At 70.7% G+C, this 25,445-nt stretch carries 24 protein-coding genes; 13 read left to right on the forward strand and 11 right to left on the reverse strand.

What is annotated here, in order from left to right:
- Positions 1–161: 161 nt before the first annotated feature.
- The gene (locus KYX17_RS25560) at positions 162–794 is read right to left on the reverse strand and encodes a TetR/AcrR family transcriptional regulator (RefSeq protein ID WP_243231151.1); all 633 of its coding nucleotides are present in this window, start codon (positions 792–794) and stop codon (positions 162–164) included.
- A 67-nt stretch (positions 795–861) separates the two neighbouring features.
- Here KYX17_RS25560 and KYX17_RS25565 point away from each other — a divergent pair, with 67 nt between their 5' ends.
- The 3 genes from KYX17_RS25565 to KYX17_RS25575 are packed head-to-tail and all read left to right on the forward strand — an operon-like array spanning position 862 to position 3,955.
- The gene (locus tag KYX17_RS25565; protein WP_243231152.1) at positions 862–1,536 is read left to right on the forward strand and encodes a class II aldolase/adducin family protein; all 675 of its coding nucleotides are present in this window, start codon (positions 862–864) and stop codon (positions 1,534–1,536) included.
- Entirely contained in the window at positions 1,533–2,351 is an 819-nt protein-coding gene (locus KYX17_RS25570) for an aminoglycoside phosphotransferase family protein (RefSeq protein WP_243231153.1), read from the forward strand. Before KYX17_RS25565 ends, KYX17_RS25570 begins: the two co-directional genes overlap by 4 nt.
- Positions 2,348–3,955: a glycerol-3-phosphate dehydrogenase/oxidase gene (locus KYX17_RS25575; RefSeq protein WP_243231154.1), complete on the forward strand. Its 1,608-nt coding sequence runs from the start codon at positions 2,348–2,350 to the stop codon at positions 3,953–3,955. The genes KYX17_RS25570 and KYX17_RS25575 overlap by 4 nt, the downstream gene beginning before the upstream one ends.
- A gap of 131 nt (positions 3,956–4,086) precedes the next feature.
- Here the strand turns inward: KYX17_RS25575 and KYX17_RS25580 are convergent, their stop codons facing one another.
- The gene (locus tag KYX17_RS25580; protein WP_243231155.1) at positions 4,087–5,070 is read right to left on the reverse strand and encodes an LLM class F420-dependent oxidoreductase; all 984 of its coding nucleotides are present in this window, start codon (positions 5,068–5,070) and stop codon (positions 4,087–4,089) included.
- Between the two features lie 170 nt (positions 5,071–5,240).
- Here KYX17_RS25580 and KYX17_RS25585 point away from each other — a divergent pair, with 170 nt between their 5' ends.
- Positions 5,241–5,705, forward strand: a complete 465-nt coding sequence (locus KYX17_RS25585; protein WP_243231156.1) for a transporter substrate-binding domain-containing protein — start codon at positions 5,241–5,243, stop codon at positions 5,703–5,705.
- Complete coding sequence (locus tag KYX17_RS25590) at positions 5,705–6,685, forward strand: cation transporter (protein ID WP_243231168.1); 981 nt, start codon at positions 5,705–5,707, stop codon at positions 6,683–6,685. Before KYX17_RS25585 ends, KYX17_RS25590 begins: the two co-directional genes overlap by 1 nt.
- Here the strand turns inward: KYX17_RS25590 and coaBC are convergent, their stop codons facing one another.
- The gene (coaBC, locus tag KYX17_RS25595) at positions 6,686–7,882 is read right to left on the reverse strand and encodes a bifunctional phosphopantothenoylcysteine decarboxylase/phosphopantothenate--cysteine ligase CoaBC (RefSeq protein WP_243231179.1); all 1,197 of its coding nucleotides are present in this window, start codon (positions 7,880–7,882) and stop codon (positions 6,686–6,688) included. It lies immediately after the preceding gene.
- A gap of 50 nt (positions 7,883–7,932) precedes the next feature.
- Between coaBC and KYX17_RS25600 the strand changes: the two genes are divergently transcribed.
- Positions 7,933–8,658 (forward strand): NRDE family protein, encoded by a 726-nt coding sequence (locus KYX17_RS25600; RefSeq protein WP_243231180.1) that lies wholly within the window; start codon positions 7,933–7,935, stop codon positions 8,656–8,658.
- Position 8,659: 1 nt separating this feature from the next.
- On the opposite strand, the gene KYX17_RS25605 is transcribed toward KYX17_RS25600, so the two are convergent.
- On the reverse strand, positions 8,660–8,986 hold the full coding sequence (locus tag KYX17_RS25605; protein WP_243231181.1) for a hypothetical protein: 327 nt from the start codon (positions 8,984–8,986) through the stop codon (positions 8,660–8,662).
- Between the two features lie 74 nt (positions 8,987–9,060).
- On the opposite strand from KYX17_RS25605, the gene KYX17_RS25610 reads away from it, so the two are divergent.
- Together KYX17_RS25610 and KYX17_RS25615 are read left to right on the forward strand one after the other, a co-directional pair.
- Positions 9,061–9,375 carry an ATP-dependent DNA ligase gene (locus tag KYX17_RS25610; RefSeq protein WP_243231182.1) on the forward strand — a complete coding sequence of 105 codons (315 nt, stop codon included), beginning with the start codon at positions 9,061–9,063 and terminating at the stop codon, positions 9,373–9,375.
- Between the two features lie 91 nt (positions 9,376–9,466).
- A complete protein-coding gene (locus KYX17_RS25615; protein ID WP_243231184.1) occupies positions 9,467–9,607 on the forward strand; it encodes a hypothetical protein in 141 nt (46 codons plus the stop codon).
- Here KYX17_RS25615 and KYX17_RS25620 read toward each other — a convergent pair.
- The 6 genes from KYX17_RS25620 to KYX17_RS25645 form a co-directional block, all read right to left on the reverse strand.
- Positions 9,585–10,802 carry a S9 family peptidase gene (locus KYX17_RS25620; RefSeq protein ID WP_243231187.1) on the reverse strand — a complete coding sequence of 406 codons (1,218 nt, stop codon included), beginning with the start codon at positions 10,800–10,802 and terminating at the stop codon, positions 9,585–9,587. The two genes, KYX17_RS25615 and KYX17_RS25620, sit on opposite strands and share 23 nt — an antisense overlap.
- 35 nt (positions 10,803–10,837) lie before the next feature.
- Entirely contained in the window at positions 10,838–12,238 is a 1,401-nt protein-coding gene (locus tag KYX17_RS25625; RefSeq protein WP_243231197.1) for an aspartate aminotransferase family protein, read from the reverse strand.
- A 240-nt stretch (positions 12,239–12,478) separates the two neighbouring features.
- Positions 12,479–14,779: a glycoside hydrolase family 3 N-terminal domain-containing protein gene (locus KYX17_RS25630; RefSeq protein ID WP_243231206.1), complete on the reverse strand. Its 2,301-nt coding sequence runs from the start codon at positions 14,777–14,779 to the stop codon at positions 12,479–12,481.
- Entirely contained in the window at positions 14,779–15,672 is an 894-nt protein-coding gene (locus tag KYX17_RS25635) for a carbohydrate ABC transporter permease (RefSeq protein WP_243231207.1), read from the reverse strand. The genes KYX17_RS25630 and KYX17_RS25635 overlap by 1 nt, the downstream gene beginning before the upstream one ends.
- Positions 15,669–16,682 carry a carbohydrate ABC transporter permease gene (locus tag KYX17_RS25640; RefSeq protein WP_137418124.1) on the reverse strand — a complete coding sequence of 338 codons (1,014 nt, stop codon included), beginning with the start codon at positions 16,680–16,682 and terminating at the stop codon, positions 15,669–15,671. Before KYX17_RS25640 ends, KYX17_RS25635 begins: the two co-directional genes overlap by 4 nt.
- A gap of 13 nt (positions 16,683–16,695) precedes the next feature.
- A complete protein-coding gene (locus KYX17_RS25645; RefSeq protein WP_243231215.1) occupies positions 16,696–17,982 on the reverse strand; it encodes an extracellular solute-binding protein in 1,287 nt (428 codons plus the stop codon).
- A gap of 191 nt (positions 17,983–18,173) precedes the next feature.
- Here KYX17_RS25645 and KYX17_RS25650 point away from each other — a divergent pair, with 191 nt between their 5' ends.
- Positions 18,174–19,178, forward strand: coding sequence for a LacI family DNA-binding transcriptional regulator (locus tag KYX17_RS25650; protein WP_243231216.1), 1,005 nt, complete (start codon positions 18,174–18,176; stop codon positions 19,176–19,178).
- Positions 19,179–19,228: 50 nt separating this feature from the next.
- The gene (locus KYX17_RS25655; RefSeq protein WP_243231219.1) at positions 19,229–20,749 is read left to right on the forward strand and encodes a glycoside hydrolase family 43 protein; all 1,521 of its coding nucleotides are present in this window, start codon (positions 19,229–19,231) and stop codon (positions 20,747–20,749) included.
- On the opposite strand, the gene KYX17_RS25660 is transcribed toward KYX17_RS25655, so the two are convergent.
- The gene (locus KYX17_RS25660) at positions 20,736–21,893 is read right to left on the reverse strand and encodes an ROK family protein (RefSeq protein ID WP_243231222.1); all 1,158 of its coding nucleotides are present in this window, start codon (positions 21,891–21,893) and stop codon (positions 20,736–20,738) included. The two genes, KYX17_RS25655 and KYX17_RS25660, sit on opposite strands and share 14 nt — an antisense overlap.
- 60 nt (positions 21,894–21,953) lie before the next feature.
- On the opposite strand from KYX17_RS25660, the gene xylA reads away from it, so the two are divergent.
- From xylA to KYX17_RS25675, 3 genes are all read left to right on the forward strand, one after another.
- A complete protein-coding gene (gene xylA / locus KYX17_RS25665) occupies positions 21,954–23,144 on the forward strand; it encodes a xylose isomerase (protein ID WP_243231224.1) in 1,191 nt (396 codons plus the stop codon).
- Between the two features lie 223 nt (positions 23,145–23,367).
- Positions 23,368–24,669: a xylulokinase gene (gene xylB, locus KYX17_RS25670; protein ID WP_243231225.1), complete on the forward strand. Its 1,302-nt coding sequence runs from the start codon at positions 23,368–23,370 to the stop codon at positions 24,667–24,669.
- A gap of 80 nt (positions 24,670–24,749) precedes the next feature.
- A complete protein-coding gene (locus KYX17_RS25675) occupies positions 24,750–25,445 on the forward strand; it encodes a GTP pyrophosphokinase family protein (protein WP_243231226.1) in 696 nt (231 codons plus the stop codon).

The following is a 25,445-nucleotide window of genomic DNA, read 5'->3' on the forward strand; positions in this document are numbered from 1 at the left end:
ACCGTCTCCGACTCGCGTGCGAGCCCGGTTCCCCTGTCACAGATCGACTCGCAGCCGTCGTTCTACGACAGGTGAGCTGGGGTCTTCTGTGTTCCCCTGTCGCAGATCGACGGGGGTGGCTCGATCTCTGACAGGGGAGTCATTGCGGGTGGCCGCGGGGGTCAGGGCTGGAGGTAGCGGCGCAGGAGCAGGCGCAACTCCTGCAGGGTCTGCTCCTGCGCGGCAGGCGGGGCGGCGAAGGCGTCGTGCAGCACCGCGTCGGCGGCGAGGAACGCGACGCGGGCGCGGGCCGTGGCATCCGTCCCGTCGCGGGTGAGGCCGCTGGCGTTCAGCAGACGCGCGGCGGCCTCGGCCATCCGCTGCTTGTGGGCCGCGCGGTCGGCGTCGATGAGTCCGCCGGCCGACGCGGTGCCGAGGGTGCGCACGACGTCGCGGTCGCGATAGACCTCGGCGACGGCGTCGATCACGTGGCCGACGGGATCGGCGGGCGGCGTGCTCGCACGCGTCAGGACGACCGCGTTCTCCAACAGCGCCTCGAGTCGTGCGTGGTACTCCGCCACGAGTGCGCGCACGATCGCGTCGCGATCGGGAAGGTACTGGTACAGCGCGCCCACGCTGACCCCCGCGGTCTCGGCGACGCGCGGGAGCGTGAGAGCGGCGACGCCCTCTCGAGTCACGAGCTCGGATGCGGCCGCCAGCGCACGCGCCACCTTCTCGCGCGAGCGCTGCTGACGCGGAGCGCGCTGCAGCGGGATGCGGTCCCAGTCCGGTTCTGTCGGGGCGAGAGGTGCCACGGTCGCCGCATCCTTCCCTCAGAAACCAAACTTGACTTTGGTTTGTCCTCGCGGTCATGCTAGCGCCATGACAACGACGTCAGATATCTCCGCCGCGCGCGTCGCGGTGGCAGACGCCTCCCGATCCCTGGCCGAAGCGGGCCTTCTCGTCGGCACGGCCGGCAACGTCAGCATGCGCGTCGGCGAGTTCGCCGCCGTGACGGCGACCGGTGCTGTGCTCGGCGAGCTCACCCCGGAACAGGTGACGATCGTCACGCTCGACGGCGAGGTCGTCGAGGGCGACTGGGCGCCCACATCCGAGACGGCTCTGCATCTGGGCGTGCTTCGGCATGCGCCCGCTGATCAGGTCGGCGCGGTGGTGCACACCCACGCACCGATGGCGACGAGCCTGTCGCTCGTGCTCGACGAGGTGCCGGTCGTGCACTACCAGCAGCTGCTTCTCGGCGGAGCGCTGCGGGTCGCGCCCTTCCATCCCTTCGGCAGCGTCGAACTCGCGCACGCCGTCGGGGCCGCGCTCGACGGGCGGCTCGCCGCGCTCATGGCCAACCACGGCGCCGTCGCCCTCGGGCGCGACCTCGTCCACGCCGTCGAGAACGCGCTGCTCACGGAGTGGATCTGCGACCTGTACTGGCACGCGCGCGCCATCGGCGAGCCCCGCGCGCTGGACGCCGCCGCGCAGCGGGCGGTCGTCGAGGCCGCCACTCGTCGCGGATACGGCCGGCCGCAGCGAGCCGAGCGATGAGCGCCGTGGGCTCCCGGCCGATCGCCCGCGGTCGGTCCGCCGAGGTGTTCGCCGACGGCGACGACCGCGTCGTCAAGCTCGCATTCGGCGGCATCGACGCGGGCGAGGTCGCGCAGGAGATCGCCGCCTCGCGCCTCGCGTACGAGCTCGGCATCACCCCGGTGCGCTGTCACGGCGGCGTCGAGATCGACGGACGCCACGGCATCGTGTTCGACCGCATCGACGGCATCCCGCTCACGGCCGTGGCAGAGCGCAATATCCTGCGCCTGCCTCAGGTGGGCAGCACGCTCGCGGCCGAGCATCTGTTCGTCCACCGCGCCCGCACCGACCGGCTGCCCGACGTGCGCGAGCTCGCCGTCGCTCAGCTCGACACCCCCGCGCTCGCGGCCCTCACGCCGACCGAACGGGATGCCGTCGCCCGCCGCATCCGCGCCCTCCCGGCGGGAGATACGGTGCTGCACCTCGACTTCCACCCGCAGAACGTGTTCGTGCTCGCCGAGCGCAACGTCGTCATCGACTGGCAGACCGCGGTCGCCGGTCAACCCGCCGCCGACGTCGCCCTCACGCGTCTGCTGTTCCGCGAGGCGGAGCTCTTCCCGGGTACCTCGGCGCCGATGCGTGTCGTCTACGGGGCGGTGCGCCGGATCCTCCTCCGCTTCTATCTGCGGTCGTACCTGCGGGCCGGCACCGTCAGCGTCGCCGACCTCGATCGATGGGAGATCGCCGCGCGCGTGCTGCGTCTGGGCCTGCTCGACATCGCGTCCGAGCGCGAGCGCATGATCGCCGGCATCCGCGCCGACCTGGCGGCGGCATGAGTCTGCGGCGCGCCCTCCCGACCGGAGCGGTCGACGTGCTGGTCGTCGGCGGCGGCATCACCGGCGTCGCGACAGCCTACGAGGCGGCGAGTCGGGGGCTCTCGGTGGCGCTCGTGGAGGCGGACGATCTCGGCGGCGCAACGAGCGCGGCCACCGGCAAGCTCATCCACGGCGGCCTGCGCTACCTCAAGAACCTCGAGGTGCGTCTCGTGCGCGAGTCGCTCGCCGAGCGCCGCACCCTCCTCGCCATCGCGCCGCACCTCGTCCGCCCGGTCGGCATGGTGCTGCCCGAGCCGGGACTCATCGAGCACCTCGGCCTGACCGCGTACGACGTGCTGTCGTTCGATCGCAATCGGCTCTCGGATGCGGCCTCGCACATCCCCCGGCACCGGTCGCTGTCGGCAGCCGAACTCGTCGACCGCGGCCTGGGATGGATGCGGCACGGCATCCTCTACTACGACGCGATGATGCTCTCGCCGGAACGCCTGACGCTCGCGTTCGCGGAGGCGGCCGCATCCCACCGCGCGACCATCTCGACCTACACCCGTGCGACCCGGCTGCTGGTGCGCTCCGGGCGCGTGGTCGGCGCCGAGGTGCACGATCTCGTCGCGGACGAGACGGCGGAGATCGCCGCCACGGTGACGATCGATGCGACCGGCTCGTTCTCGCACGACTTCCTCGCTCAGACCCCGCTGCTGCGCGAAGCCATCGGTCCGGCACCGGCCGTGCGTTCGGAGGGCATCTACCTCGTCACCCGACGGCTCGGCGAGACGATGGTGCTCACGGTCTCCTCCGGCGGGCACTTCAGCGTCGCGCCCTGGCGGGATCGGAGCCTCATCGGGCCCACGGAGACGCCGTACACGGGCCCTGTCGATCAGTGGCGACTCACGCTGGGCGCGATCGAGCGGTTCATCGCCGAGATCAACGCCGGCGCGAAGCTGCCCGAGCCGCTGACGCTCGACGACGTCACGGCCGCGTACGGCGGTCTGCGTCCGCTCGCCGAGTCGGCGGGCACCGACACATACCGGGCATCCCGCGCATCCGATCTCGTCGATCATGCGCGGCACGGTGCCGCGGGTCTTCTCTCGGCGCTCGGCGGGAAGTACACGACCTCCCGCGCGTTTGCCCAGCAGATCGTCGACGGGCTGCCCGCGCACGGCCTGCACCCCGCGCCCTCGACCACCGCGAAGACACCCCTGCCCGGCGGGGATGTCGACGACGTCACGGCCGCGCAGGCCGTCCTGCGCCGAGATGCCGCGGGCCTCGGGTTCGCCGCCGACACGGCTGACGTGCTCTTCGCGCACTACGGCAGCAGGGCGCGCTCCGTGCTGGCGCTCGCCGCATCCGGCCCGCGTCTCGCCGAGCGCGCCACCTCCGACGGCGAACCGCTCGCGGCGGTCGCGTGGGCCGTGCGTGACGAGGCACCCGAGCACCTGACGGACGTGCTGCTGCGGCGCACCGGTATCGGACGCCTCCAGGACCCCGGGGAGCGCATCCTCGGTCTCGCCGCCGACATCATGGCCGAGGCCCGCGGCTGGACCCCGGAGCGCACCGCCGCGGAACTCGCCACGGCGCGCACCGCCGTCCGTCTGCCCGTGGACTGACCGCCCGGGCCGAGTACCGCGACATCTGCACGACCCGTGGTGCAGAAGGGGTGCGGTGGGACGGAGGGGACGCCCGCCCGGCGATCGATCGTGCACATGTCGCCGCACGGCCGGCCCCGCACCGGCCGGGATCAGAGGGCGCGGAGCTTCTCCAGCAGGGGAGCGGCGACCTCCGCGACGAAACGCTCCTGCTGCGCGTCGCCGATCTGGACGACGGCGACATCGGTGAAGCCCGCATCCAGGAACGGCCGCACGCTCTCGGCCAGCTCGTCGAGGTCCGGCCCGCACGCGATCGAGTCCGCGACGTCCTCCGGACGAACGAACTGGGATGCGGCCGCGAACCCTGCGGGCGTCGGCAGGTCGGCGTTGACGCCCCAGCCGCCGCCGAACCAACGGAACTCGTCGTGCGCGCGGGCGATCGCCGCCTCGCGGTCCGGATCCCAGCTGATCGGGATCTGGCCGATCTTGCGCGATTCACCCGACTCCGAGCCGCCCGCCGGATGCTTGCTGTCCCATGCCTGCACAAGGTCCGCATCCGGCTCGACGGCGATGAGGTGCTCGGCGAGGTCGACGAACTTCTCGATGGAGCTGTCGCCCGACACCGCGACGCCGATGGGCACACCGCCCTCGGGGTTGTCCCAGATGCGGGCCGAGTCGACCCGGAAGTACTGGCCGTCGTACGTGACGAGCTCGCCCGTGTGCAGCGCCCGAATGATCTCGATCGCCTCGACGAGCATGTCCTGGCGCATCTGCACGGCCGGCCAGCCTTCTCCGACGACGTGCTCGTTGAGATTCTCGCCGGAGCCGAGACCCAGCGTGAAGCGCCCCTCGGAGAGCAGCTGCAGCGTAGCCGCCTTCTGGGCGACGATCGTGGGGTGGTAGCGCATCGTGGGGCAGGTGACGTAGGTCATCAGCTCGACGCGGCTCGTCGCCTGCGCGACGGCTCCCAGCACGGTCCACGCGTGCGGAGCGTGTCCCTGGCTCGTCAACCACGGGGAGAAGTGGTCGCTGGAGACGAGGAAGTCGAATCCCGCTTCTTCCGCGCCGGCGGCGTAGCCCACGAGCTCGCGCGGCCCGCTCTGCTCGGTCATGAGGGTGTAGCCGAAACGTGTCATCGCGTCGTCCTTCCGTGGGGGGGGTGCCAGCGACGCTATGCCCCGCACCGGTGCGCACCACGGGCCTTGCGCCGAGCCCGTGGATGCGGCAGGCGACGCTCGCTGTCAAGCCGCTGCGAGCTCTGCGACGTCCGGGTAGCGTCCGCGATGAGGAGGCGGACGGAGGCGACATGAGACCGCGGATCGCATCAGCGCTCGTCGTGGCGGCGACGATCGCTCTGGCGCTGACCGGATGCGGCATCCCCGCCGACCCGGACGGATCGCTCGATCGCATCACGGGTGGCGTGCTCCGCGCCGGCGCATCGACAAGCGGGGACCTCGTGATCGTGGACGGCGACGAGGTGTCGGGCGTCCTCCCGGAGGTGATCGAGGACTTCGCCGCGACGCGGGATGCCCGCGTCGAATGGACGGTCGACAGTGAAGAGGATCTCGTCGACGATCTGGCGTCGGGGCGCCTCGACGTCGCCGTGGGAGGCATGACCGCTCAGACGCCGTGGGCCGAGCGGGTGTCGGTCACCCGCGCGTATCCGGAGCTCCCCGGGTCGAACGGGGCGGATGTGGTCATCCTCCTTCCGATGGGCGAGAACGGGCTCCAGGCGGCGATCGAGCGTTTCCTCGACGAGGAGGCCCACTGATGCGGATCGACTCGGTCGGGCGCACCGATCTTCCCGACGAGCAGCGGGATGCGTTGCGTTCCGCCGTGCGCTGGGAGTGGTTCACGATCGGGTACACGACCGTCACGATCGTGGTGATCGCCCTGGTCGTGGGGGGATCTCAGGCGATGAAGACGGCGTGGATCGAGGACATGCTCTCCCTCATCCCGCAGATCTCCTTCCTCCTCGCGCTCCTATTCATCCGCCGTCGACCGACACGGGCATTCCCGTACGGGCTGCACCGCGTGATGGGCGTCGGGCATCTCGTGGCCGGTGTGGCTCTGCTGGCGATCGGAGGCAGCCTCGCCATCGAGTCGGTCATCGGACTCGTGAACGCCGAGCATCCGGCGATCGGGACGGTGCGCGTGTTCGGTACGACCGTGTGGCTCGGATGGTTCATGGTCGCCGTCATGGCGCTCGTCGTGGTGGGGCCGTTCTTCTACGGCCATGCGAAGGCGAAGCTCGCGCCGGTCCTGCACAACAAGGTGCTCTACGCGGACGCCGACATGGCCAAGGCCGACTGGACCACGACGGTCGCCTCGATCGTCGGAGTCCTCGGGGTGGGAATCGGCCTCTGGTGGCTCGACGGCGTCGCCGCACTGTTCATCTCGGTCGGCATCGTCTGGGACGGCATCAAGAACGCACGCACGGCCATCCTCGATCTGATCGATCAGCGGGCACGAACAGAGGACGACAGCGGCGCCCACCCGCTCATCGGCCGCATCGTCCAGCGTCTCGAGGAGCTGTCGTGGGTGGATGCGGTCGCGGTGCGCATGCGCGACATGGGCCAGGTCTTCCACGTCGAGGCGTATGTCGTGCCCCGACGCCGGAAGGTGCGCGTGCGCGAGCTCGACGAGGCGCGCCGCGCCGTGGCGGAGATCGACTGGAAGATGCAGGACGTGTCGGTCGTGGTGGTGCCGGCCCTGCCCGAGGAGGCGACGAACGAGAGAGTGGTGGCCTGATCAGCGCAGGCCGAGCACCGCATCCCAGACGGCGTCGGCCACCTCGCGCTTCGAGCCGGAGGTCTCGGTCTCGGAGCCCTCGGTCAGCAGCAGCGCGGAGTTCTCCTCGGACTCGAAGCCCTCGCTCCAGCCGACGCGGTTGACGACGAGCAGGTCGGCGCCCTTGCGCTCGCGCTTGCGGCGCCCCCGCTCACGGAGTTCGTCGCCGGATGCGGTCTCGGCGGCGAATCCGACGATCGTCTGGCCGGGTCGGCGCGTGCGGGCGAGTCCCGCGAGCACGTCGGGGTTCTCGACGAGCCGCAGCGTGAGCGTGCCGTCGCCGCCCTCCTTCGTGAGCTTCGTGTCGGCGACCTCGCTGACGCGGTAGTCCGACACCGCGGCGGCCATCACGACGACGTCTGCGACGGATGCGGCGGCCACCGCCGCATCCTGCAGCTCGGCGGTCGTGCCCACATGCGAGATGTGGATACGGGGGTGGGAGGCGGCCGAGGCGAGGACGGCGGCCCCCACGTGCGCGGCGACGAGATCGACCTCGGCCCCGCGATCGGCGGCGGCGAGCGCGAGGGCGATGCCCTGCCTCCCGCTCGAACGGTTGCCGATGAAGCGCACCGGGTCGAGCGGCTCCCGCGTGCCGCCGGCGCTCACGAGCACCCGCAGGCCTTCGAGGTCGGGGGCGGACACGGCGCCCAGCGCCGCACGCAGGATGTCCGCCGGTTCGCTCATCCGGCCGGGCCCGCTGTCGCCGCCGGTGAGCAGTCCGTCGTCGGGGCCGACGACGATCACGCCCCGGCTGCGCAGGGTCGCCATGTTCGCGGTCGTGGCGGGGTGGCGCCACATCTCGGTGTGCATCGCCGGGGCGATGACGACCGGTGCGGTCGTGGCGAGCAGCGTCGTGCCGAGCAGGTCGTCGGCGATGCCGGCCGCCATCTTGGCGATCGTGTTCGCCGTGGCGGGGGCGACGATGACGACATCCGCCTGCTGCCCTAGGGAGACGTGGCGCACGCGCGCGACGTCGTCGTGCACCGAGGTGGTGACCGGGTTGCGACTGAGCGCCTCCCAGGTCGGCAGGCCCACGAACCGGAGGGCATCGGCCGTGGGGACGACGTGAACCTCGTGGCCGGCGCGAACCAGGTCGCGCACCAGATGTACCGTCTTGTATGCGGCGATGCCGCCCGTGACCGCGACGACGACGAACATGTCTCGATTGTCGCATCCGGTCCCGCCGCCCGAAGGAGACCGTCCCGCCGATGTGCACCGTGATCGTCCGCGTGCCCGAGGATGCCAGCGAGCCCACACGGATCGTGGCCATCCGCGACGAGGACCCGAACCGTCCCTGGAATCGCCTGGGACCCTGGTGGCCGGACGCCTACCCCGGGGTCATCGGGGTGCACGACGTCCGCGCCGGGGGCGCGTGGCTCGCGGCGGACCCTGCCGCATCCCGGCTCGCGGTGCTGTTGAACCGCGCCGACACCTCACCACTCGCGGACGACGCGGTCACCTCGCGCGGTGTGCTGCCGCTGGAGGCGGTGGCGGGCCGGGTTCCCGAGGGAGCGCCGCCGACGCGCGGCTTCAATCTGCTCGAGGTCTCACCGGCCGGCGCCCGGGTGATCGCGTGGGACGGTGAGGCGCTGCGCGAGAGCGTCTTGAGCCCCGGCACACACATGATCGCCCACGACGATCTCGACGATCCGCGCACGGCGCGCATCACCCACTGGCTGCCGCAGTTCGCCGCGGTGGCCGACGAGGAATCCGGCGACGGCTGGTGGCGAACCTGGCTCGCGGTCATCGAGCGCAGCGCGGAACTCGAGGCGACGGACGACCGTGCGCTCATCCGGGATCACCGCCATCTCGGCATCCCGACGCTGTCGTTGCTCGTGTGCGTGGCGAGTGTGGGGGGAGCCGGCGGCGTGGACGTGCGCTACGCGGACCTTCCCGCCCCGGGGCACTGGGGCCCGCTCACCCCGACCGCCTGAGTCAGGAGGCCGTCGGCGCGGGGTGGGAGTCGAAGTGCTCGGCGACGAGCATGATGCCACCGGAGGAGTTGGCCGAGTTCGCCAGCTCCTCGACCCATTCGCGGCTGAGCATGGCCGGCTCCGGGTCGTCGAAGACGAAGCGCAGCGGGATCGAGGGATGCAGCCACAGCGTGCTGCGCCCGCGCGGCTGATCGTCGGGGTGCCGCCACGACAGCGTGAAACTCTCGCCGCGGCGGAGCTTGGTCGCGATGACGACCTTGAGATGCGCGAGAGCACGATCCTCGATGTGGATCGGCGTGCTGCCGCCGCCGTAGTAGATGGTTCCCATGCGCACACCCTAATCCCGACCCACCCGGAACGGGAGGTCGCGGCATCCGGGGCCCGCCTGGTTATGCTCATACCGTGGGCCGATTCATTTACGACACCGCCTCGAACGCCGTCGAGATCGAGGACAGGACTCTCGCGCATCTGCGCATCGTCGTGATGAACAAGCTGCGCCGCGGCGAGCCGTTCATGTTCGACGTCGAGGTGGGCGACGGCAGCGGCCGCCGCAGCTTCTGGGTGCATCCGTCGGTGCCGCTGCAGTTCCACTTCTACGGCTCGCGTCAGCCGAAGATCAACCGTGTCTGGGTCGAGGACCTCATGCTCGCCGCATCCGGTCCGCACGGGCTCTCGATCGTGCCGGAGCCGGCCGACGAGCCCGTCGACCACGGCTGAGAAGCTCTACGGCGCCCGGTTCGCGCTGTCAAGAGCGTCCGGGCTCGTCCCGCGGATGAGGCAGGCTTGTCTTCCGCAGGAGGTGAGGCCGATGCGCCCCCGCGACGAGAACGCCCAACCCGAGCCGTCCGAGGGCGGCGCCCTGTTCGACAGCGTGCCCGGCATCGACGTCGTGGACGGTGAGCTGCTGCCGCGAACGGACGGCCCCCTCAGCCCGGGATCGTCGCGCTGACCCAGTCCAGCACACGCTCGTGCACGAGCGTCCTCGCCAACGGCTCGCAGTGGCCGTCCGCGCCTTCGGCGGCGGTGAAGCGCACCAGGTGCGAGACGGTCGGCGTCAGGGCCGCGAGTCTCTCCGACTGACCCGGCCAGAACTGCTCGCCCTCGGGCGAGGTGATGAGCAGGGGTGTGTCGATGCTCGCCGCCTGAGCATCCGTCAACGCGAACTCCCGGATGCGGCGGATCACCGCGGCGTATCCGCCGACACCGACTGGCCGGGCGCGGAACGCCCACGTCGCCGAAAGATCGTGGGAGAACCGCATCCCGAGAGCCATGTCGCGATCGAACTGCGCATCCTTCCCCTCGGCGAGGAGCTTGCCGAGCGACGCCGGCAGGTGATCCGTCCATGACGTCGATACGTCGACGACGCCGGGATCGACGACTGCGGCCGCGAAGCGATGCTCGCCGGAGAGCGCCCGCGGCACCCAGTAACCCGCCTGACTGATGCCCCAGACGACGAGACGGCGCTCGTCGACGTAGCGGTGGCGCACGAGTTCGTCGAGGACAGGGGCCAGCACGTTCTCCCAGTCCGGGCGGAACGGCACGTGGTGCTGGAAGAGCATCGACTGCTGACCGGGCCCGTCGAAGACGTACGCGTGGAAGCCCCGTGCCAGGGCGGCGGCGACGCCGGTGCCCCAGAGGGAGCTGATCGAGCCGTCGCTGCCGTTGACGAACACGATGGTCGGGCGGGGACCCGCCGCATCCGCGTGGAAGAGGTACCCGGGCATCGTGGCGCCGTCGAGCGGCACATCGATCCGGCTCATCCGCACGCCCGCGTCGGCGGCGAACGCATCCCACGCGGCGCGATGCGCGGCGAACAGCGACGCGGCCCGGTCCGTGTCGTCGGAAGCGGATGCGGCGTCCACCGCGACCGCCAGATAGTTCGCCGCCCGCAGCGCCGCCCAGCGTGCCGTGTCGGAACGCCCGTCGGCCGCCGCCTCCTCCGCCTGCCCCGCGACGCGCTCGCCGAGCATCTGCCACGCCGAACGCCACGCGGCCGCGTCCTTCGGCTTCACATCATCGACGGCGGCGAGGACCTCGCCGATGTCCGCGCCGCCGGACGGCGCGAGACCGAGCACGCAGCGCACCACGAAGTCACGATCCGACGACCGCGCGAACGGAGCGGCGAAGACACTGGTGTGCGACATGATTCCCCCGAATCGTCTTTGTGCCCGACAGCGTGTCAGAGGCGCTGCCAGGCTTCGGTGAGCACACCGCGCAGGATCTGCTCGATCTCGTCGAATTCCGCCGGCCCGATCGTGAGCGGCGGTGCGAGCTGGATGACGGGATCCCCTCGGTCGTCCGCGCGGCAGTAGAGCCCCGCGTCGTAGAGCGCCTTGGAGAGGAACCCCCGCAGCAGACGCTCGGACTCGGCCTCGTCGAACGTCTGCTTCGTCGCCTTGTCCTTGACGAGCTCGATGCCGAAGAAGTACCCGGCGCCTCTGACGTCGCCCACGATCGGCAGCTCGGTGAGTCGTTCGAGAGCCGCACGGAAGAGGGGAGAGTTCTCGCGGACGTGCAGGTTGAGCTGCTCTTCCTCGAAGATGTCGAGGTTCTCGAGGGCGACCGCGGCCGAGACAGGGTGCCCCGCGAAGGTGTAGCCGTGCGCGAAGCTCGTCGTCCCGGTCGCGAACGGTTCGTAGATGCGGTCGCTGACGATCGTGCCGCCCAGCGGCGAGTAGCCGCTGGTGACCGCCTTGGCGAAGGTGATCATGTCGGGCTGATAGCCGAAGGCGTCGGCGGCGAAGTACTCTCCGACGCGGCCGAAGGCGCAGATGACCTCGTCGCTGACAAGCAGGACGTCGTGCCGGTCGCAGATCTCCCGCACCCGCGCGAAGTAGCCGGGTGGGGGAGGGAAGCATCCGCCGGAGTTCTGCACAGGTTCGAGGAAGACGGCGGCGACCGTGTCGGGGCCTTCGAAGAGGATCATCTCCTCGATGCGATCCGCCGCCCACCGGCCGAACTCCTCTTCCGAGGTGCCGGCGAAGCCCATCTCGGCGGCACGGTAGAAGTTCGTGTTCGGAACGCGGAAGCCTCCCGGCGTGAGCGGCTCGAACATCTGCTTCATGCCCGGAAGCCCAGTGATCGCGAGCGCCCCCTGCGGGGTGCCGTGGTAGGCGATGGCGCGGGAGATGACCTTGTGCTTGCCGGGCTTGCCGACGAGTTTCCAGTAGTTCTTGGCGAGCTTGAACGCGGTCTCGACCGCCTCGCCGCCGCCCGTGGAGAAGAAGACGTGGTTGAGGTCCCCCGGCGCGAGATGCGCCAGCCGGTCGGCGAGCTCGATCGCGGCGGGATGCGCGTAGGACCAGATCGGGAAGAAGGCGAGTTGCTCGGCCTGCCGGGCCGCCGCCTGGGCGAGGCGGCGTCGGCCGTGCCCCGCGTTGACGACGAACAGCCCGGCGAGTCCGTCGATGTAGCGGCGCCCTGCCGCATCCCAGATGTGATGGCCCTCGCCGCGGACGATGATGGGGACCCCGTCGGGCGCGTCCATCGTGGACTGGCGGGCGAAGTGCATCCAGAGGTGGTCGCGCGCCTTGCTCTGCAGATCGGCGATGTCGAAGGACGGGGCGGGCTCAGCAGTCATGTCGGCGCCTTTCGTTGCGCCCGACGATACTCCCGCCCCCGCGCAAACTGCACCCGTCGGACGGTCCCCTCCTTCTCTGCCCGAGTTGCGTCGCATGTGCGCAGGTGCGCCACTTTTGCGCAGGCGCGGCAGTGGTTGTCTGTGGCGGTTGCGCAAAAGTGTGGCGGATGCGGGGCGGGCGCGAAGAGGCCGGCGCGCGAACTGTCCCCCCAGCGCGCGCCGGCCCGTCCCGCGCGGCGCCTACGACGTGATGCTCACCACCGTGAGTCGCTCGTCGCGCGCCGTGATCTCATGCACCCCTCCCGCAAGAGTGGTCTCGGCCACCGTCTCGCGCTCGTCGCAGGACGGTCCGACCCAGACCTCGAGGGCGCCGGGTTCCACCACCCGGCGATAGCCGCGGTCGGAGAATGCGAGTCGCGCGGCGGGGACGGCGAACTCCACCGTGGCCCGCCCGCCGGCGGCGAGCTCGACGCGGGCGTAGCCCACGAGCTGCGCGACCGGGCGGGTCACCGAGGCGACCGGGTCGTGCGTGTACAGCTGCACCACGTCGACGCCGGATCGGTTGCCGACGTTCTCGACCACGACGCGCGCCGTGAACCCGCCCGCCGTGCTCGCGTCCGCATCCACCTCGAGGTCGCGGTGCGCGAACCTCGTATAGGAGAGGCCGAAGCCGAACGGCCGCACCGGGGTGCTGTCCGCGCTCGTGATCTCGTTCGCCGCGCCCAGCAGCGGATGCAGGTAGCTGTACGGCTGCGCTCCCGCCGACCGCGGGAGGGAGACGGGCAGCCGCCCCGACGGTACCGAATCCCCGGCGAGAAGGGAGGCCAAGGCAGTGGCACCCTCCTCGCCGGGGAAGAATGACTGCAGCACCGCCGCCGGCGCGGTCTCGCCCTCGAGCGCCCAGTCGATCGCGTAGGGGCGGCCCGACAGCACGACCAGGACGACGGGCGTGCCGGTGGCGACGATGCGCTCGACCAGCTCGCGCTGCACGCCGGGCAGCTCGAGCGACTCCACGTCGTTGCCCTCGCCGACCGTTCCCCGGCCGAAGAGCCCGGCGCGGTCGCCCACCGCGACGATCGCCACCTCGGCGCCGCGGGCGGCATCGATCGCGGCCGTGAAGCCGGAGCGGTCGTCGCCCTCGACGGCGCATCCTTCGGCGACGTCGAACGATGCGCCGGGGTAGCGCGCCGTCAGGGCCTCCCGCAGCGACGGGATCTCGAATCCCATCGGAACGCCGGGATGGTGCGCCAGTACGTGGTTGACGAACGAGTAGCAGCCCATCAGTGCCGAGGCCGCATCCGCGTTCGGTCCGATCAGCGCGATGCGCGTGGGCTCGGCGAGCGGCAGGACGCCGTCGTTGGAGAGCAGCACGATCGACTCGTCGGCCAGGCGGCGGGCGAGCTCGCGGTGGCGAGGGGTGTCGAGATCGACGGATGCGGGTGCCGGTTCCTCGAAGGTGGCATCCAGCAGGCCGAGCTCCTCCTTCTGGGTGAGCACACGCAGCACCGCGCGGTCGACGTCGGCGATGGGCACCACTCCCTCGCGGACGCGCTGGGCGAGAGGCTCCGCGTACGCGTCGCCGGTGGGAAGCTCCACATCGATGCCCGCCGCGAGCGCGAGCGCCGCCGCCTCGCCGCGGTCCGCCGCGATCTTGTGCATCGTCTCGAGGAACGCCACGGAGAAGTAGTCCGAGACGACGACGCCGTCGAAGCCCCACTCCTCGCGAAGCAGCCCCGTCAGCATTTCGCCGGATGCGGCGACCGGGACGCCGTCGATGTCGGCGTAGGAGTTCATGACGCTGCGCGCGCCGCCGTCGCGGACGGCCATCTCGAACGGCGGCAGGAACACGTCTTGCAGCTCGCGCCGGCCGGCGTGCACGGGAGCATGATTGCGGCCCGCCTGCGAGGCGGAGTAGGCCGCGAAGTGCTTGAGGGTCGCGTGCACGCCCGCATCCTGCAGACCCCGCACATATGCCGTGCCGACGGTTCCCACGAGGTACGGGTCCTCGCCGATGCACTCGTCGACGCGTCCCCAGCGCGGGTCGCGGATGACGTCGAGCACGGGCGCGAGGCCCTGGTGGATGCCCAGTTCGCGCATCGACTCGCCGATCACCTCACCGACTTCGGCCACCAGCTCGGGATCGAACGCCGCGCCCCAGGCGAGGGGGGTCGGGAACGTCGCCGCCTGCCACGCGGCCAGGCCCGTGAGGCACTCCTCGTGCACGATCGCGGGGATGCCCAGCCGCGTCTGTTCCCGCAGCCGGCGCTGCTCCGACCACAGCCACTGGGCGCGCTCGACCGGGTCGACCGGGCGCGTGCCGTAGACGCGGGTCAGGTGGCCGATGCCGTGTACCGACGCATCCGCGTAGCGCGTGGAGCCGGCCATCTCGCCGGCCATCGGCGCCACGACTTCGTCGCCCTGGTCGATCCAGAATCCGACGAGCTGAGCGAGCTTCTCCTCGAGGGTCATCTGCCCCAGCAGATCGACGACGCGGGAGCTGGGGGCCGCGGCGGACACGGCCGCATCCTGTTCGAGCGACATCAGCCCTTCACCGCCCCGGTCAGACCGCCGACGATGCGGCGCTCGAAGAGGCTGAAGAACACGAGGGCGGGGATCATCGACAGCGAGGTGAACGCGAGCACCTTGGCCGTGTCGACCGAGTACTGCGACGCGAACGCCTGCGTGCCCAGCGGCAGCGTGAAGGACGCCTCGTTGTTGAGGATGAACAGCGGGAGCATGTAGGAGTTCCAACTCTGGACGAAGACGAGGATGCCGACGGTGATGATGCCGGGCACCGCGAGCGGGACCACCATGCGCCAGAAGAAGCCGAGGCGCGAGCATCCGTCGATGGATGCGGCTTCCTGGAGCTCATGGGGGATCGCTGCGAGGAAGGGGACGAGGATGATGATCGTCATCGGCAGGCCGAAGGCGATCTGCGGCACGATGACGCCCGCCAGGGAGTTCATGAGGCCGAGGTCGCGCACGAGGATGTACAGCGGTGTGATCGCGACGGTCATCGGGAACATGAGTCCGGCGGTGAACAGCGCGTAGAACGCACCGCGTCCGCGGAAGTTGTACCGCGCCAGAGCGAAGGCGGCCATGAGCCCGAGGACGACCACGAACAGCGTCGTGGCCACGGCGGCGATGAGCGAGTTGCCCACCTGTCGCCAGAAGACACCGCTGGCCAGGACGTTGACGTAGTTCTCCCAGTTCCACGTGGTCGGAAGGCCGGACGGGTCGAGGGTGATCTCGGAGTTCGTGCGAAACCCGCCGAAGATGACGTATGCGACGGGCGCCAGCATCAGGGCGACGAGCACGAGGGCGACGAAGTAGACGGCGAGGTTGGACGACTTCCGCTGGCCGGGAAGGCCGCTGGAGTGTCGGCGGGTCGGCGTGCGCCGGCCCGGGGTGACGACGGCGGCGGTGGCGGTCATCGGGCACCTCCCGTGATGGCGCCGGCGGTGTCGCGGCGCAGGACGAAGCGCTGGTAGAGCAGTGCGACCGCCAGCGAGATGAGGAACATGACGACCGCGACCGCGCTGCCGTAGCCGTAGCTGCCGGCGTTGCGCCCGTTGGCGACCATGTAGGTGGCCATGGTGGAGGTGCCCGCCGTCGAGGCGACGTACTGACCCCACACGATCCACACGAGATCGAACAGCTGGAGCGATCCGATCACCGAGAGGAAGGCCCAGATGCGGATCGTCGGTCCCATGAGCGGCAGCACGATGTGGCGCTGGATCTGCCAGTACGACGCGCCGTCGATCGCGGCCGCCTCCGACAGCTCCTCCGGGATGCCCTGGAGGCCTGCGAGGAAGAGGATGACGGCGAAGCCGACGTACTTCCACGTGATGATGACCATGAGCGTCCAGATCGCGAGCGAGGGATTCGAGATCCAGTCGTTCGCGAGAGCGCCGAGGCCGATCTTCTCGAGCAGCCCGTTCAGTGCGCCGTTCGACTGCAGAAGCAGTCCCCAGCCGAGGCCGACGACGACCTCGGAGATGACGTACGGCACGAAGATGAGCACGCGGATGAGGGACTGGAACCGCATCTTGCGGTTCAGCAGCAGTGCGAGCCCGAGAGCGAGCGGTCCCTGCATCACGAGCGACATCACGACGATGAAGCCGTTGTGGCCCAGGGCCTCGTGGAAGGCCGGGTCGGTGAGGATCGTGACGTAGTTGCGGATGCCGACGAAGTCGGTGGGGGCGCCGTAGCCCGACCAGCTGAAGAAGCCGTAGAACGCCGCCATCGCGACCGGGAAGATCACGAACGAGACGAAGACGATCAGGGCGGGGCCGAGCAGCAGGAGCAGCTCGGCGCGCAGGCGCCACCTGCCCCCGCGTCGGCGGGGCCGGGTGGGCGATGCCGCGGATGCGGCACCGCCCACCGGCGGAAGGCTGTCCGCCGCGTCAGCGACGGTACTCGCGTGTTCGCGAACGGAAGCCATCGTCATCGACCTCTCAGGACTTCGCGGCCGCGGCGTTGACGGCATCGACGATGCCCTGCGGCGTGCCCTTGCCGGCGAACAGGTCGACGACGGCGACGTTGAGCGCGTTGCCCACGTTCTGGCCGTACAGGGTGTCGAGCCACACGACCACGTAGGGCGCGTCGTTGTAGCTCTTGAGGACGTCGACCAGAGCGGGGTCGGTCACGACGCTCTGCGCTTCGGTGGATGCCGGAAGGGTCTGGAACGCCTTCGCGTAGCCTTCCTGGTTCTCCTTCTCGGCGATGAAGTTCAGGAAGTCGACGCACTGCTTGGGCGCGTTGACCCAGCAGCTGAAGCCGTCGACGCCGCCCATCATGGCGCCTGCCTCGCCCTTACCGCCCGAGACCTCGGGGAAGGGGAACCACTTGAGGTCGGCGAGAGGCTCCTCGTTCGGCGTCAGCGAGGCGATCACACCCGGGTCCCAGGCGCCCATGAGCTCCATCGCGGCCTGGTGGTTGGCCAGCAGGCCGGCCGACGAGCCGGCGCCCTGCTGCGCGGTCGTGGTGAGGAAGCCCTCGTTGAAGGGGTTGGTCTTGATGAAGGCCTCGAGGTTCTCGCCCGCTTCCAGCCAGCACGGGTCGTCGAAGGACCGGTCGGAGGCCGCCTTGTCGAGGGCGTCCTTCGAGCAGGCGCGGAGGGCGAAGTTGTAATACCAGTGCGCGGCGGGCCATGCGTCCTTCGCGCCGACGGCGATCGGGTCGACGCCCGCCGCGCGGAGCTTCTCGTCGGCCGCCTCGAGCTCGTCGATCGTGGTGGGGGTCTCGGTGACGCCGGCCTGGGTGAACAGATCGGACGCGTAGTAGATGCCGGAGGGCAGGACGGCGGTCGGAACGCCGTAGTTCTTGCCGTCGATCGCGAAGGCGGAGAGCGAGCCGCCCATCGCGTCCTTCGTCGCCTGCGTCAGGCCGTCGGTGAGGTCCATGGCCTGACCCGCCTTGACCACATCGGCGAGCTTGCCGCCGCCGCGCGCCATGAAGATGTCGGGGGCGTCGCCCGAGTTGAGGGCGGTCTGGAGCTTGCCGTCCATCTCCTCGTTCTGGATCGACTGGATCTCGATCTTCACGCCGGGGTTGGCCTTCTCGAAGGCGGCGGCCGTGTCGACCCAGTACTGCTTGCCGTCACCCGTGGTCGAGTTGTGCCAGAAGGTCAGCGTGACATCGCCGCCGTTCTCGCCGGAGTCGCCGCCGCCGCTACACCCGGCGAGCGCCAGGGCGCTCATGGCCAGCGCAGCAGCACCGACCAGCAACTTCTTGGTTCTCATGTGATCCACCTTTTCTCTTCATCGAGTCGCACCCCGAGGTGCTGCTGTGGGCACGAGCATCCGTGGCGTCGCTGCCTCGACGTGGCGTCGTGCGGGGGCTCGAAGGGTTCGAGCGGTGTCAGTGTGGCAACCACCCGAAAGGGTGTCAAACGTTTTCGAAAACCTTTTCCGGTGGTCTACGCTGAGGCGTCATGGTCCGAAGGGTCACGATTCACGACGTCGCCGCCGCCGCCGGTGTGTCCGTCGCGACCGTCTCGAAAGCCGTCAACGGCCGGTACGGCGTGGCGGAGGAGACGGTGGCGCGCGTGCTGTCGGCGGTCGATGAGCTGGGGTACGAGTCCAGCCTCGTCGCCTCGAGCATGCGCTCACGGCGCACGGGCGTGATCGGCGTTCTCGTCGCCGATTTCGAGCCCTTCTCCGCGGAGGTGCTCAAGGGCGTCGGAACCGCGCTGGCCGATTCCGGTCACGATGTGCTGGCCTACAGCGGTTCGCACCAGGAGGGGACGGGATGGGAGCGCCGCTCCCTGAGCCGGCTCAGCGGAACGCTCATCGACGGGGCGATCATGGTGACCCCCACGATCGTGAACGTCGCATCGGACGTGCCGATCGTCGCCGTCGACCCGCACACCGGCCGCGCCGATCTCCCGACCGTCGAGTCCGACAGCTTCACCGGCGCGCAGCAGGCGGTTCGCCATCTCGTCGAACTCGGGCACCGCCGCATCGGCTTCATCGCCGGCCGCCCGGACCTGCGCTCGTCCGCCGCGCGAGACGCGGGCTACCGGGTCGCGCTCTCCGAGGCCGGCATCCCGTTCGATGCGAACCTCGTCGGCGTCGGCCGGTACCACGGTGACATCGCCCGCGAGGCAGCCGTGCAGATGCTCTCGTCGCCGCACCGCCCCACGGCGATCTTCGCCGCCAACGACCTCTCCGCGCTCTCGATCATCGACGTCGCGCACGAGCTGGGGCTCTCGGTGCCGGAGGACCTGTCGGTCATCGGGTTCGATGACGTCCCCGAGGCCGCCCGCGCAGCGCTGCCCCTCTCGACCGTCCGCCAGCCCATGCAACGCCTCGGCGCCGCCGCCGCGACCATGGTCCTCGCCCTCATGAACGGCGAAGAACTGGATGCGACGCACGTCCGGCTCGCGACCCGGCTCGTCCCGCGCGCCACCACCGCCCCGCCGCGCGTGGAGCGCTGAGACCACCGCCCGCACCGGGCGGCACCCGACCATCACGCGAAGGAGCATCCATGGGTCGTTACCGCAATCCCATCCTGCCGGGCTGTCATCCGGACCCCAGCATCTGCCGCTTCGGCGACCGCTACGTCCTCGTGACTTCGAGCTTCGAGTACCTGCCGGGACTCCCCGTCCACGTCTCCGACGATCTCGTGAACTGGACGCTCGCGGGGCACGCGCTACACCGCCCGGGGCAGATCGACCTGTCCGGGCTGACCTCGTCCTCCGGCACGTATGCGCCGACGGTGCGCGAGGTGAACGGTCGGCTCGTCGTGGTCTGCACCGTCGTCGGACCCGAGGAGGGCGAGTGGGCCGGGCGCACCGGCCACTTCCTGGTGACGGCGAGTGCTCCCGAGGGTCCCTGGTCCGACCCCGTGTGGATCGACGGCGTGGGCGGATTCGACCCCTCGATCACGGTCGACGGCGATCGCGTCTGGCTCTGCGGCACGCGGGAGGCGGTGGAGGGGTACTGGCCCGGCCGCACCGAGGTGTGGGTGGCGGAGCTCGACATCGCCACGGGCGCGCTCGGCAGCGAGCCGGTCGTGATCTGGACGGGAGCCGCCGTGGGGGCGGTCTGGGCCGAGGGTCCGCATCTTCTGCCGCATCCGGATGGCGGATGGATGCTGCTGGTCGCCGAGGGCGGGACCGACCTCGAGCACGCGGTGTGCGTCGCCTACGCCGATCGCATCGACGGTCCGTACACGCCGGATGCGGGAAACCCGCGTCTCTCGCACCGTGATCTCGGGCCCGTGGCGCCGATCGTCGCCGTGGGCCACGCCGATCTGGTGGAGGACGGCGACGGCCGCAGCTGGGCGACGGTGCTGGCGCTGCATCCGGTGGACGGGCGCCGCGGAATCCTCGGGCGCCGGACCTCCCTCGTGCCGGTCGCCTGGGCCGACGGCCGTCCGCTGTTCGCGCCGGGTGTCGGGCGGGTCGAGGCTGTGGTGACGGCGGAGGGCGTGCCGGACCAGCGCCCCTGGCCGACCCGCATCGAGGAGCACTTCGCCGGCGAGCTGCTCGACCTCGAATGGAACGGCGCCGGGCGCCTGCCGGAGGAGTTTGCGAGCTGGGGTGCCGACGGCCTGCTGCTTCCCGGTGGTGCCGAGCCGTCGAGCACGGCGGGTGTCTCGTTCCTCGGTCGGCGTCTGCCCGACGAGAACAGCGACGTGTCGCTGCGCGTACGGATCGCTGCGCAAGACGACGCGTTCCGCGCGGGCATCCTGCTGCGGGTCTCCGATGCTCAGCAGCTGGAGCTGTCGGTGACCGGCGCCGGCGAGGCGATCGCGGTGCTCGCCGGAGCCGAGATCGGACGCCTGTCGCTCGGAGGCGACGCCCTCGGTGACGAGCTCGAGCTCACCCTCCGCATCCGGGATCTCACAGCGCGGGTCTTCGTGGGCGAGGAAGAGCTGGCCTCCTGCGAGCTCGACGTGCTGGCTCCCAGGCCGCCGCGTGGGTTCATCGGTGCCTGGGTGGGACCGGTGGCGGTCGGATCGGGTCAGGCGCGCATCACGCGTTTCACGCTCAGCGCGGGCTGAACTCCGAAGGGTCGGCGAGGAGGTCGGCGAAGGCGAGTTCGCCGGCCCCGATGAGCAGGCGGTCCTCCGCGAGCGACGCGAGGCGCAGCTGGAGGGGCTCGGCGCACGCGGGCATCGCCTGGGCGCGCACTGCGTCTCCGAGTGCGCCCAGGTCGCTCGCGCACAGCGCCGCGAGGAACCCGCCGAGCACGACGACGCTCGGGTTGAGGACGTTCACCGCGTTCGCCAGCGCCGTCGCGAGGATGCGCTGCTGTCGCTCGATCTCGGCGCGGGCGTCTCCGGCTGCGGCGGCGACCGCATCCGTGAGCTGCGCGTCGTCGGCATCCGTCAACCCGAGGGCGGCCAGCAGGAGCGAGCGGTTGACCTCGTCCTCCAGCACGCCGCCGGGTACCCGGCGATCGGCCGCGTCCTCGATCCCCGGCCGGTTCTGCCCGAACTCGCCCGCGTACCCGCCGGTGCCGGCCAGCGGTTGGCCCGCGACGATGACGCCACCGCCGATACCGCTCGCGCCGCCGTTGAGGTAGACGACGTCGGCCGTGCCGCGCGCGGCGCCGAAGAGGTGCTCGGCGAGCACGCCGAGGCTCGCGTCGTTGCCGATGGCGGTGGGAAGTCCCGTCGCGTCGCGGATGAGCTCGGCCAGGGGGACATCCCGCCACCCGAGGTGAGGGGCGTCGCGCACGAGACCGTCGCCGGTGCGGACGAGGCCGGGGACGGCGAGTCCGACGCCCACGATGCGGTGATCGGCGAGCTCCGCGCGCCGCCAACGGTCGATGTGCTCGGCGACGAGCGTCGCCGTTTGGGTGGGCGTGGGGGACTCCGGCATCGTGACGCGAGCGCGGACGGGGATCGAGAGGTCGAGCCCGACGGCGGCGAGGGTGACCGCGTCGACTTCCGGGTTGACCGCGATCGCGACCGTGCGGGACTGCGGGGCCACCATCGGGGAGGGGCGCCCCGCCCGCCTGGCGGGGTCGGGCGCTTTCTCTGCGACGAGCTGCTGCGCCGCCAGCTCGGCGACGAGGGCCGCGACCGTCGAGCGGTTGAGTCCCGTCGCCTCGGTGAGGGCGGCGCGCGAGAGGGCGCCCTCGCGGTGCACGAGTTGAAGGATGCGGGAGAGGTTGCGCTGCCGCATGCCGATGGCGTCCATGGCTCCAGTGTAGTAAGTTGCGAGTAACAACATATCCGCCTCGCATCGCGAAGGAGCGTCATGCCCGCCCCCACTCCCGCCGACAAGTTCTCGTTCGGCCTCTGGACCATCGGATACAACGGCACCGACCCGTTCGGCGGGCCCACCCGTCCCCCTCTCGACGTGGTCCACGCCGTCGAGAAGCTCGCCGAGCTCGGCGCCTACGGCCTCACCTTCCACGACGACGACCTCTTCGCGTTCGGGTCCACCGATGCCGAGCGCCAGAAGCAGATCGATCGCCTCAAGGGCGCACTCGCCGACACCGGCCTGATCATCCCGATGGTCACCACGAATCTCTTCTCGGCCCCCGTCTTCAAGGACGGCGGCTTCACGGCCAACGACCGCGACGTGCGCCGCTACGCGCTGCGCAAGGTGTTCCGCCAGCTCGACCTGGGTGCCGAGCTCGGCGCGAAGACGTTCGTCATGTGGGGCGGCCGTGAGGGCGCCGAGTACGACAGCGCGAAGGACATCCGTGCCGCCCTCGAGCGCTACCGCGAGGCCGTCAACCTGCTGGGCGACTACGTCACCGACAAGGGCTACGACATCAAGTTCGCCATCGAGCCGAAGCCCAACGAGCCCCGCGGCGACATCCTGCTGCCGACGCTCGGCCACGCGATCGCCTTCATCGACTCGCTCGAGCGTCCCGAGCTCGTGGGCCTCAACCCCGAGGTCGGGCACGAGCAGATGGCGGGCCTGAACTTCGCCGCCGGCATCGCGCAGGCGCTGTATCACGGCAAGCTCTTCCACATCGACCTCAACGGCCAGCGCGGCATCAAGTACGACCAGGACCTCGTGTTCGGACACGGCGACCTGCACAACGCGTTCGCGCTCGTCGACCTGCTCGAAAACGGCGGCCCCGGCGGTGTTCCCGCGTACGACGGCCCCCGCCACTTCGACTACAAGCCCAGCCGCACCGAGGACGAGAAGGGCGTGTGGGAGTCGGCCGCGGCCAACATGCGCACCTACCTGCTCCTGAAGGAGCGCGCCGCGGCCTTCCGCGCCGACCCTGAGGTGCAGGAGGCGCTCGCCGCCGCCAAGGTCCCCGAGCTGTCGGTGCCGACCCTGGGCGACGGCGAGACGTACGAGCAGTTCCTCGCCGACCGCTCGGCCTACGAGGACTTCGACACCGACGCGTACCTGGGCGGCAAGGGCGGCGGCTTCGTGCGCCTGCAGCAGCTGGCTACCGAGCACCTGCTGGGCGCCCGCGGCTGACGCACCCGCATCCGGCCCCGGGCCCGCATCCGGACCGCCGCGGTCCGGCCCGCCGCGCGCATCCGGTCCGGGTGGGGCGCCCCATGTCCCACTTGCCGCATTCCGTGTCCCACTTTCCGCAGGATTCGACCCCGAAAACTGCGGAAAGTGGGACATGGGTGCGCGGGGCGGATGCGGGAGGCGCCCTCTGAACAAGCAGACGTCCTGACAAGAAGGAGCAGCGATGACGCTGGTGTTGGGGGTCGACTCGTCGACCCAGTCGTGCAAGGTCGTCGTGATCGACGCCGAGTCGGGTGCCATCGTGCGCACCGGACGCGCCCCGCATCCGGACGGCACCGAGGTGGACCCGGGGGCCTGGTGGGAGGCGCTGCAGTCGGCCATCGCGGATGCGGACGGACTCGACGACATCGCCGCGTGGTCCATCGGCGGGCAGCAGCACGGAATGGTGGCGCTCGACGCCGACGGCCGGGTCATCCGTCCGGCGCTGCTGTGGAACGACACCCGTTCCGGCGGCGCCGCCGCCCAGTTGACCGCCGAGTTCGGCGCCGAAGCGCTCGCCGAGCGCACGGGTCTCGTTCCGGTCGCCTCCTTCACGATCACGAAGCTGCGGTGGCTGCGCGACAACGAGCCCGACAACGCGGCGCGCGTGGCCGCCGTCGCGCTGCCGCACGACTGGCTGACCTGGCGGCTGCGGGGGTACGGGCCCGCAGGCGAGAGCGCCCTCGGTCCCGTGCTCGACGAGCTCGTCACCGACCGCTCCGACGCTTCCGGCACCGGCTACTGGTCGCCCGAGACCGGCGGCTACGACCGTGAGCTGCTGGTCGCCGCCCTCGGTCACGACGCCCAGCTGCCGCGCGTGCTCGGCCCCGACGAGTGGGTGACGGATGCGGTCGGCCGCCGCGTCGGCCCGGGTGCCGGCGACAACGCGGGTGCCGCCCTCGGTGTCGGCGCGGTCCCGGGGGATGCGATCGTCTCCATCGGCACCTCCGGCACGGTGTTCGCGGTCAGCGCCGAACGCACGATCGACGCCACCGGCACGGTTGCGGGGTTCGCCGACGCATCCGGCAACTTCCTGCCCATCGTCGTGACCCTCAACGCCGCGCGCGTGCTCGACGCCATCGCGCGGCTGCTCGGCGTCGACCACGCCGAGCTCAGCGCACTCGCGCTGACAGCGCAGCCGGGCGCAGGCGGCCTGCGGCTCATCCCGTACTTCGAGGGGGAGCGCACCCCCAACCTGCCGGACGCGACCGCATCCCTGGAGGGCATGACGCTCGCCTCGACGACGCGGGAGAACCTCGCTCGCGCGGCGGTGGAGGGCATGCTGTCCGGGCTCGGGGCGGGTCTCGACGCCCTCCGCGCGCTGGGTGTGCCGCTCGAGCGGGTGCTGCTGATCGGCGGTGCGGCGCAGTCCGAGGCGGTGCGCCGTGTGGCGCCCGAGGTCTTCGGACTGCCGGTGGAGGTTCCGGAGCCCGGCGAGTACGTCGCGCTCGGCGCCGCGCGCCAGGCCGCCCGCATCCTGGACTGAGCGTGAGGGCCGGCCGTGACATGGCCGATCCGGTCGGTCCTCACAGCACCCACCGAGCGGGTGCCCGTACGGTCGGAGACATGAAGGTGCCGCTCGAGCAGCAACAGATCATGATGTCCCCCGCGCAGCTGCGCGAGGTGCGTGACGAGCTCCAGCGGTTCCTGCTCGAGTACCGCTTCGGCATGCAGGAGATCGAGACCAAGATCTCGATCCTGCGCGACGAGTTCCTGCACATGCACGAGTACAACCCGATCGAGCACGTCACCAGCCGCTTGAAGTCGCCCGACAGCCTCGTCGACAAGGTCACGCGCAAGGGCATCCCGTCGGACTTCGCCTCGATCCGCGAGCACATCACCGACATCGCCGGCGTGCGCGTCACCTGCAGCTTCACGACGGATGCGTACCGCCTCTTCGACCTGCTGACGCAGCAGGACGACATCAGCGTGCGCACTGTCAAGGACTACATCGCGACCCCCAAGGAGAACGGCTACAAGAGCCTGCACGCGATCGTCGAGGTGCCCGTGTTCCTCTCGACCGGCCCCGTACGCGTGCCGGTCGAGGTGCAGTTCCGCACGATCGCCATGGATTTCTGGGCGAGTCTCGAACACAAGATCTACTACAAGTACGACCGCCAGGTGCCGATGGGGCTCACCGAGAGCCTGCGCGAGGCGGCCGAGACCGCGGCCGCGCTCGACGAGCGCATGGAGCGGCTGCACCGCGAGGTGCACGGAGAGCGGGGGCAGGCGAGCAGCCCGGCGAACGTCATCCGCGTCTGA

It is taken from the genome of Microbacterium sp. CIAB417 (assembly GCF_022788845.1).

Excerpts from the sequence above, each read along its gene's own strand:
- KYX17_RS25565 (WP_243231152.1), top strand. The coding sequence starts at position 862 with ATGACAACGACGTCAGATATCTCCGCCGCGCGCGTCGCGGTGGCAGAC.
- KYX17_RS25570 (WP_243231153.1), top strand. The coding sequence starts at position 1,533 with ATGAGCGCCGTGGGCTCCCGGCCGATCGCCCGCGGTCGGTCCGCCGAG.
- KYX17_RS25575 (WP_243231154.1), top strand. The coding sequence starts at position 2,348 with ATGAGTCTGCGGCGCGCCCTCCCGACCGGAGCGGTCGACGTGCTGGTC.
- KYX17_RS25580 (WP_243231155.1), bottom strand. The coding sequence starts at position 5,070 with ATGACACGTTTCGGCTACACCCTCATGACCGAGCAGAGCGGGCCGCGC.
- KYX17_RS25585 (WP_243231156.1), top strand. The coding sequence starts at position 5,241 with ATGAGACCGCGGATCGCATCAGCGCTCGTCGTGGCGGCGACGATCGCT.
- KYX17_RS25590 (WP_243231168.1), top strand. The coding sequence starts at position 5,705 with ATGCGGATCGACTCGGTCGGGCGCACCGATCTTCCCGACGAGCAGCGG.
- coaBC (WP_243231179.1), bottom strand. The coding sequence starts at position 7,882 with ATGTTCGTCGTCGTCGCGGTCACGGGCGGCATCGCCGCATACAAGACG.
- KYX17_RS25600 (WP_243231180.1), top strand. The coding sequence starts at position 7,933 with ATGTGCACCGTGATCGTCCGCGTGCCCGAGGATGCCAGCGAGCCCACA.
- KYX17_RS25605 (WP_243231181.1), bottom strand. The coding sequence starts at position 8,986 with ATGGGAACCATCTACTACGGCGGCGGCAGCACGCCGATCCACATCGAG.
- KYX17_RS25615 (WP_243231184.1), top strand. The coding sequence starts at position 9,467 with ATGCGCCCCCGCGACGAGAACGCCCAACCCGAGCCGTCCGAGGGCGGC.
- KYX17_RS25620 (WP_243231187.1), bottom strand. The coding sequence starts at position 10,802 with ATGTCGCACACCAGTGTCTTCGCCGCTCCGTTCGCGCGGTCGTCGGAT.
- KYX17_RS25625 (WP_243231197.1), bottom strand. The coding sequence starts at position 12,238 with ATGACTGCTGAGCCCGCCCCGTCCTTCGACATCGCCGATCTGCAGAGC.
- KYX17_RS25630 (WP_243231206.1), bottom strand. The coding sequence starts at position 14,779 with ATGTCGCTCGAACAGGATGCGGCCGTGTCCGCCGCGGCCCCCAGCTCC.
- KYX17_RS25635 (WP_243231207.1), bottom strand. The coding sequence starts at position 15,672 with ATGACCGCCACCGCCGCCGTCGTCACCCCGGGCCGGCGCACGCCGACC.
- KYX17_RS25640 (WP_137418124.1), bottom strand. The coding sequence starts at position 16,682 with ATGGCTTCCGTTCGCGAACACGCGAGTACCGTCGCTGACGCGGCGGAC.
- KYX17_RS25645 (WP_243231215.1), bottom strand. The coding sequence starts at position 17,982 with ATGAGAACCAAGAAGTTGCTGGTCGGTGCTGCTGCGCTGGCCATGAGC.
- KYX17_RS25650 (WP_243231216.1), top strand. The coding sequence starts at position 18,174 with ATGGTCCGAAGGGTCACGATTCACGACGTCGCCGCCGCCGCCGGTGTG.
- KYX17_RS25655 (WP_243231219.1), top strand. The coding sequence starts at position 19,229 with ATGGGTCGTTACCGCAATCCCATCCTGCCGGGCTGTCATCCGGACCCC.
- KYX17_RS25660 (WP_243231222.1), bottom strand. The coding sequence starts at position 21,893 with ATGGACGCCATCGGCATGCGGCAGCGCAACCTCTCCCGCATCCTTCAA.
- xylA (WP_243231224.1), top strand. The coding sequence starts at position 21,954 with ATGCCCGCCCCCACTCCCGCCGACAAGTTCTCGTTCGGCCTCTGGACC.
- xylB (WP_243231225.1), top strand. The coding sequence starts at position 23,368 with ATGACGCTGGTGTTGGGGGTCGACTCGTCGACCCAGTCGTGCAAGGTC.
- KYX17_RS25675 (WP_243231226.1), top strand. The coding sequence starts at position 24,750 with ATGAAGGTGCCGCTCGAGCAGCAACAGATCATGATGTCCCCCGCGCAG.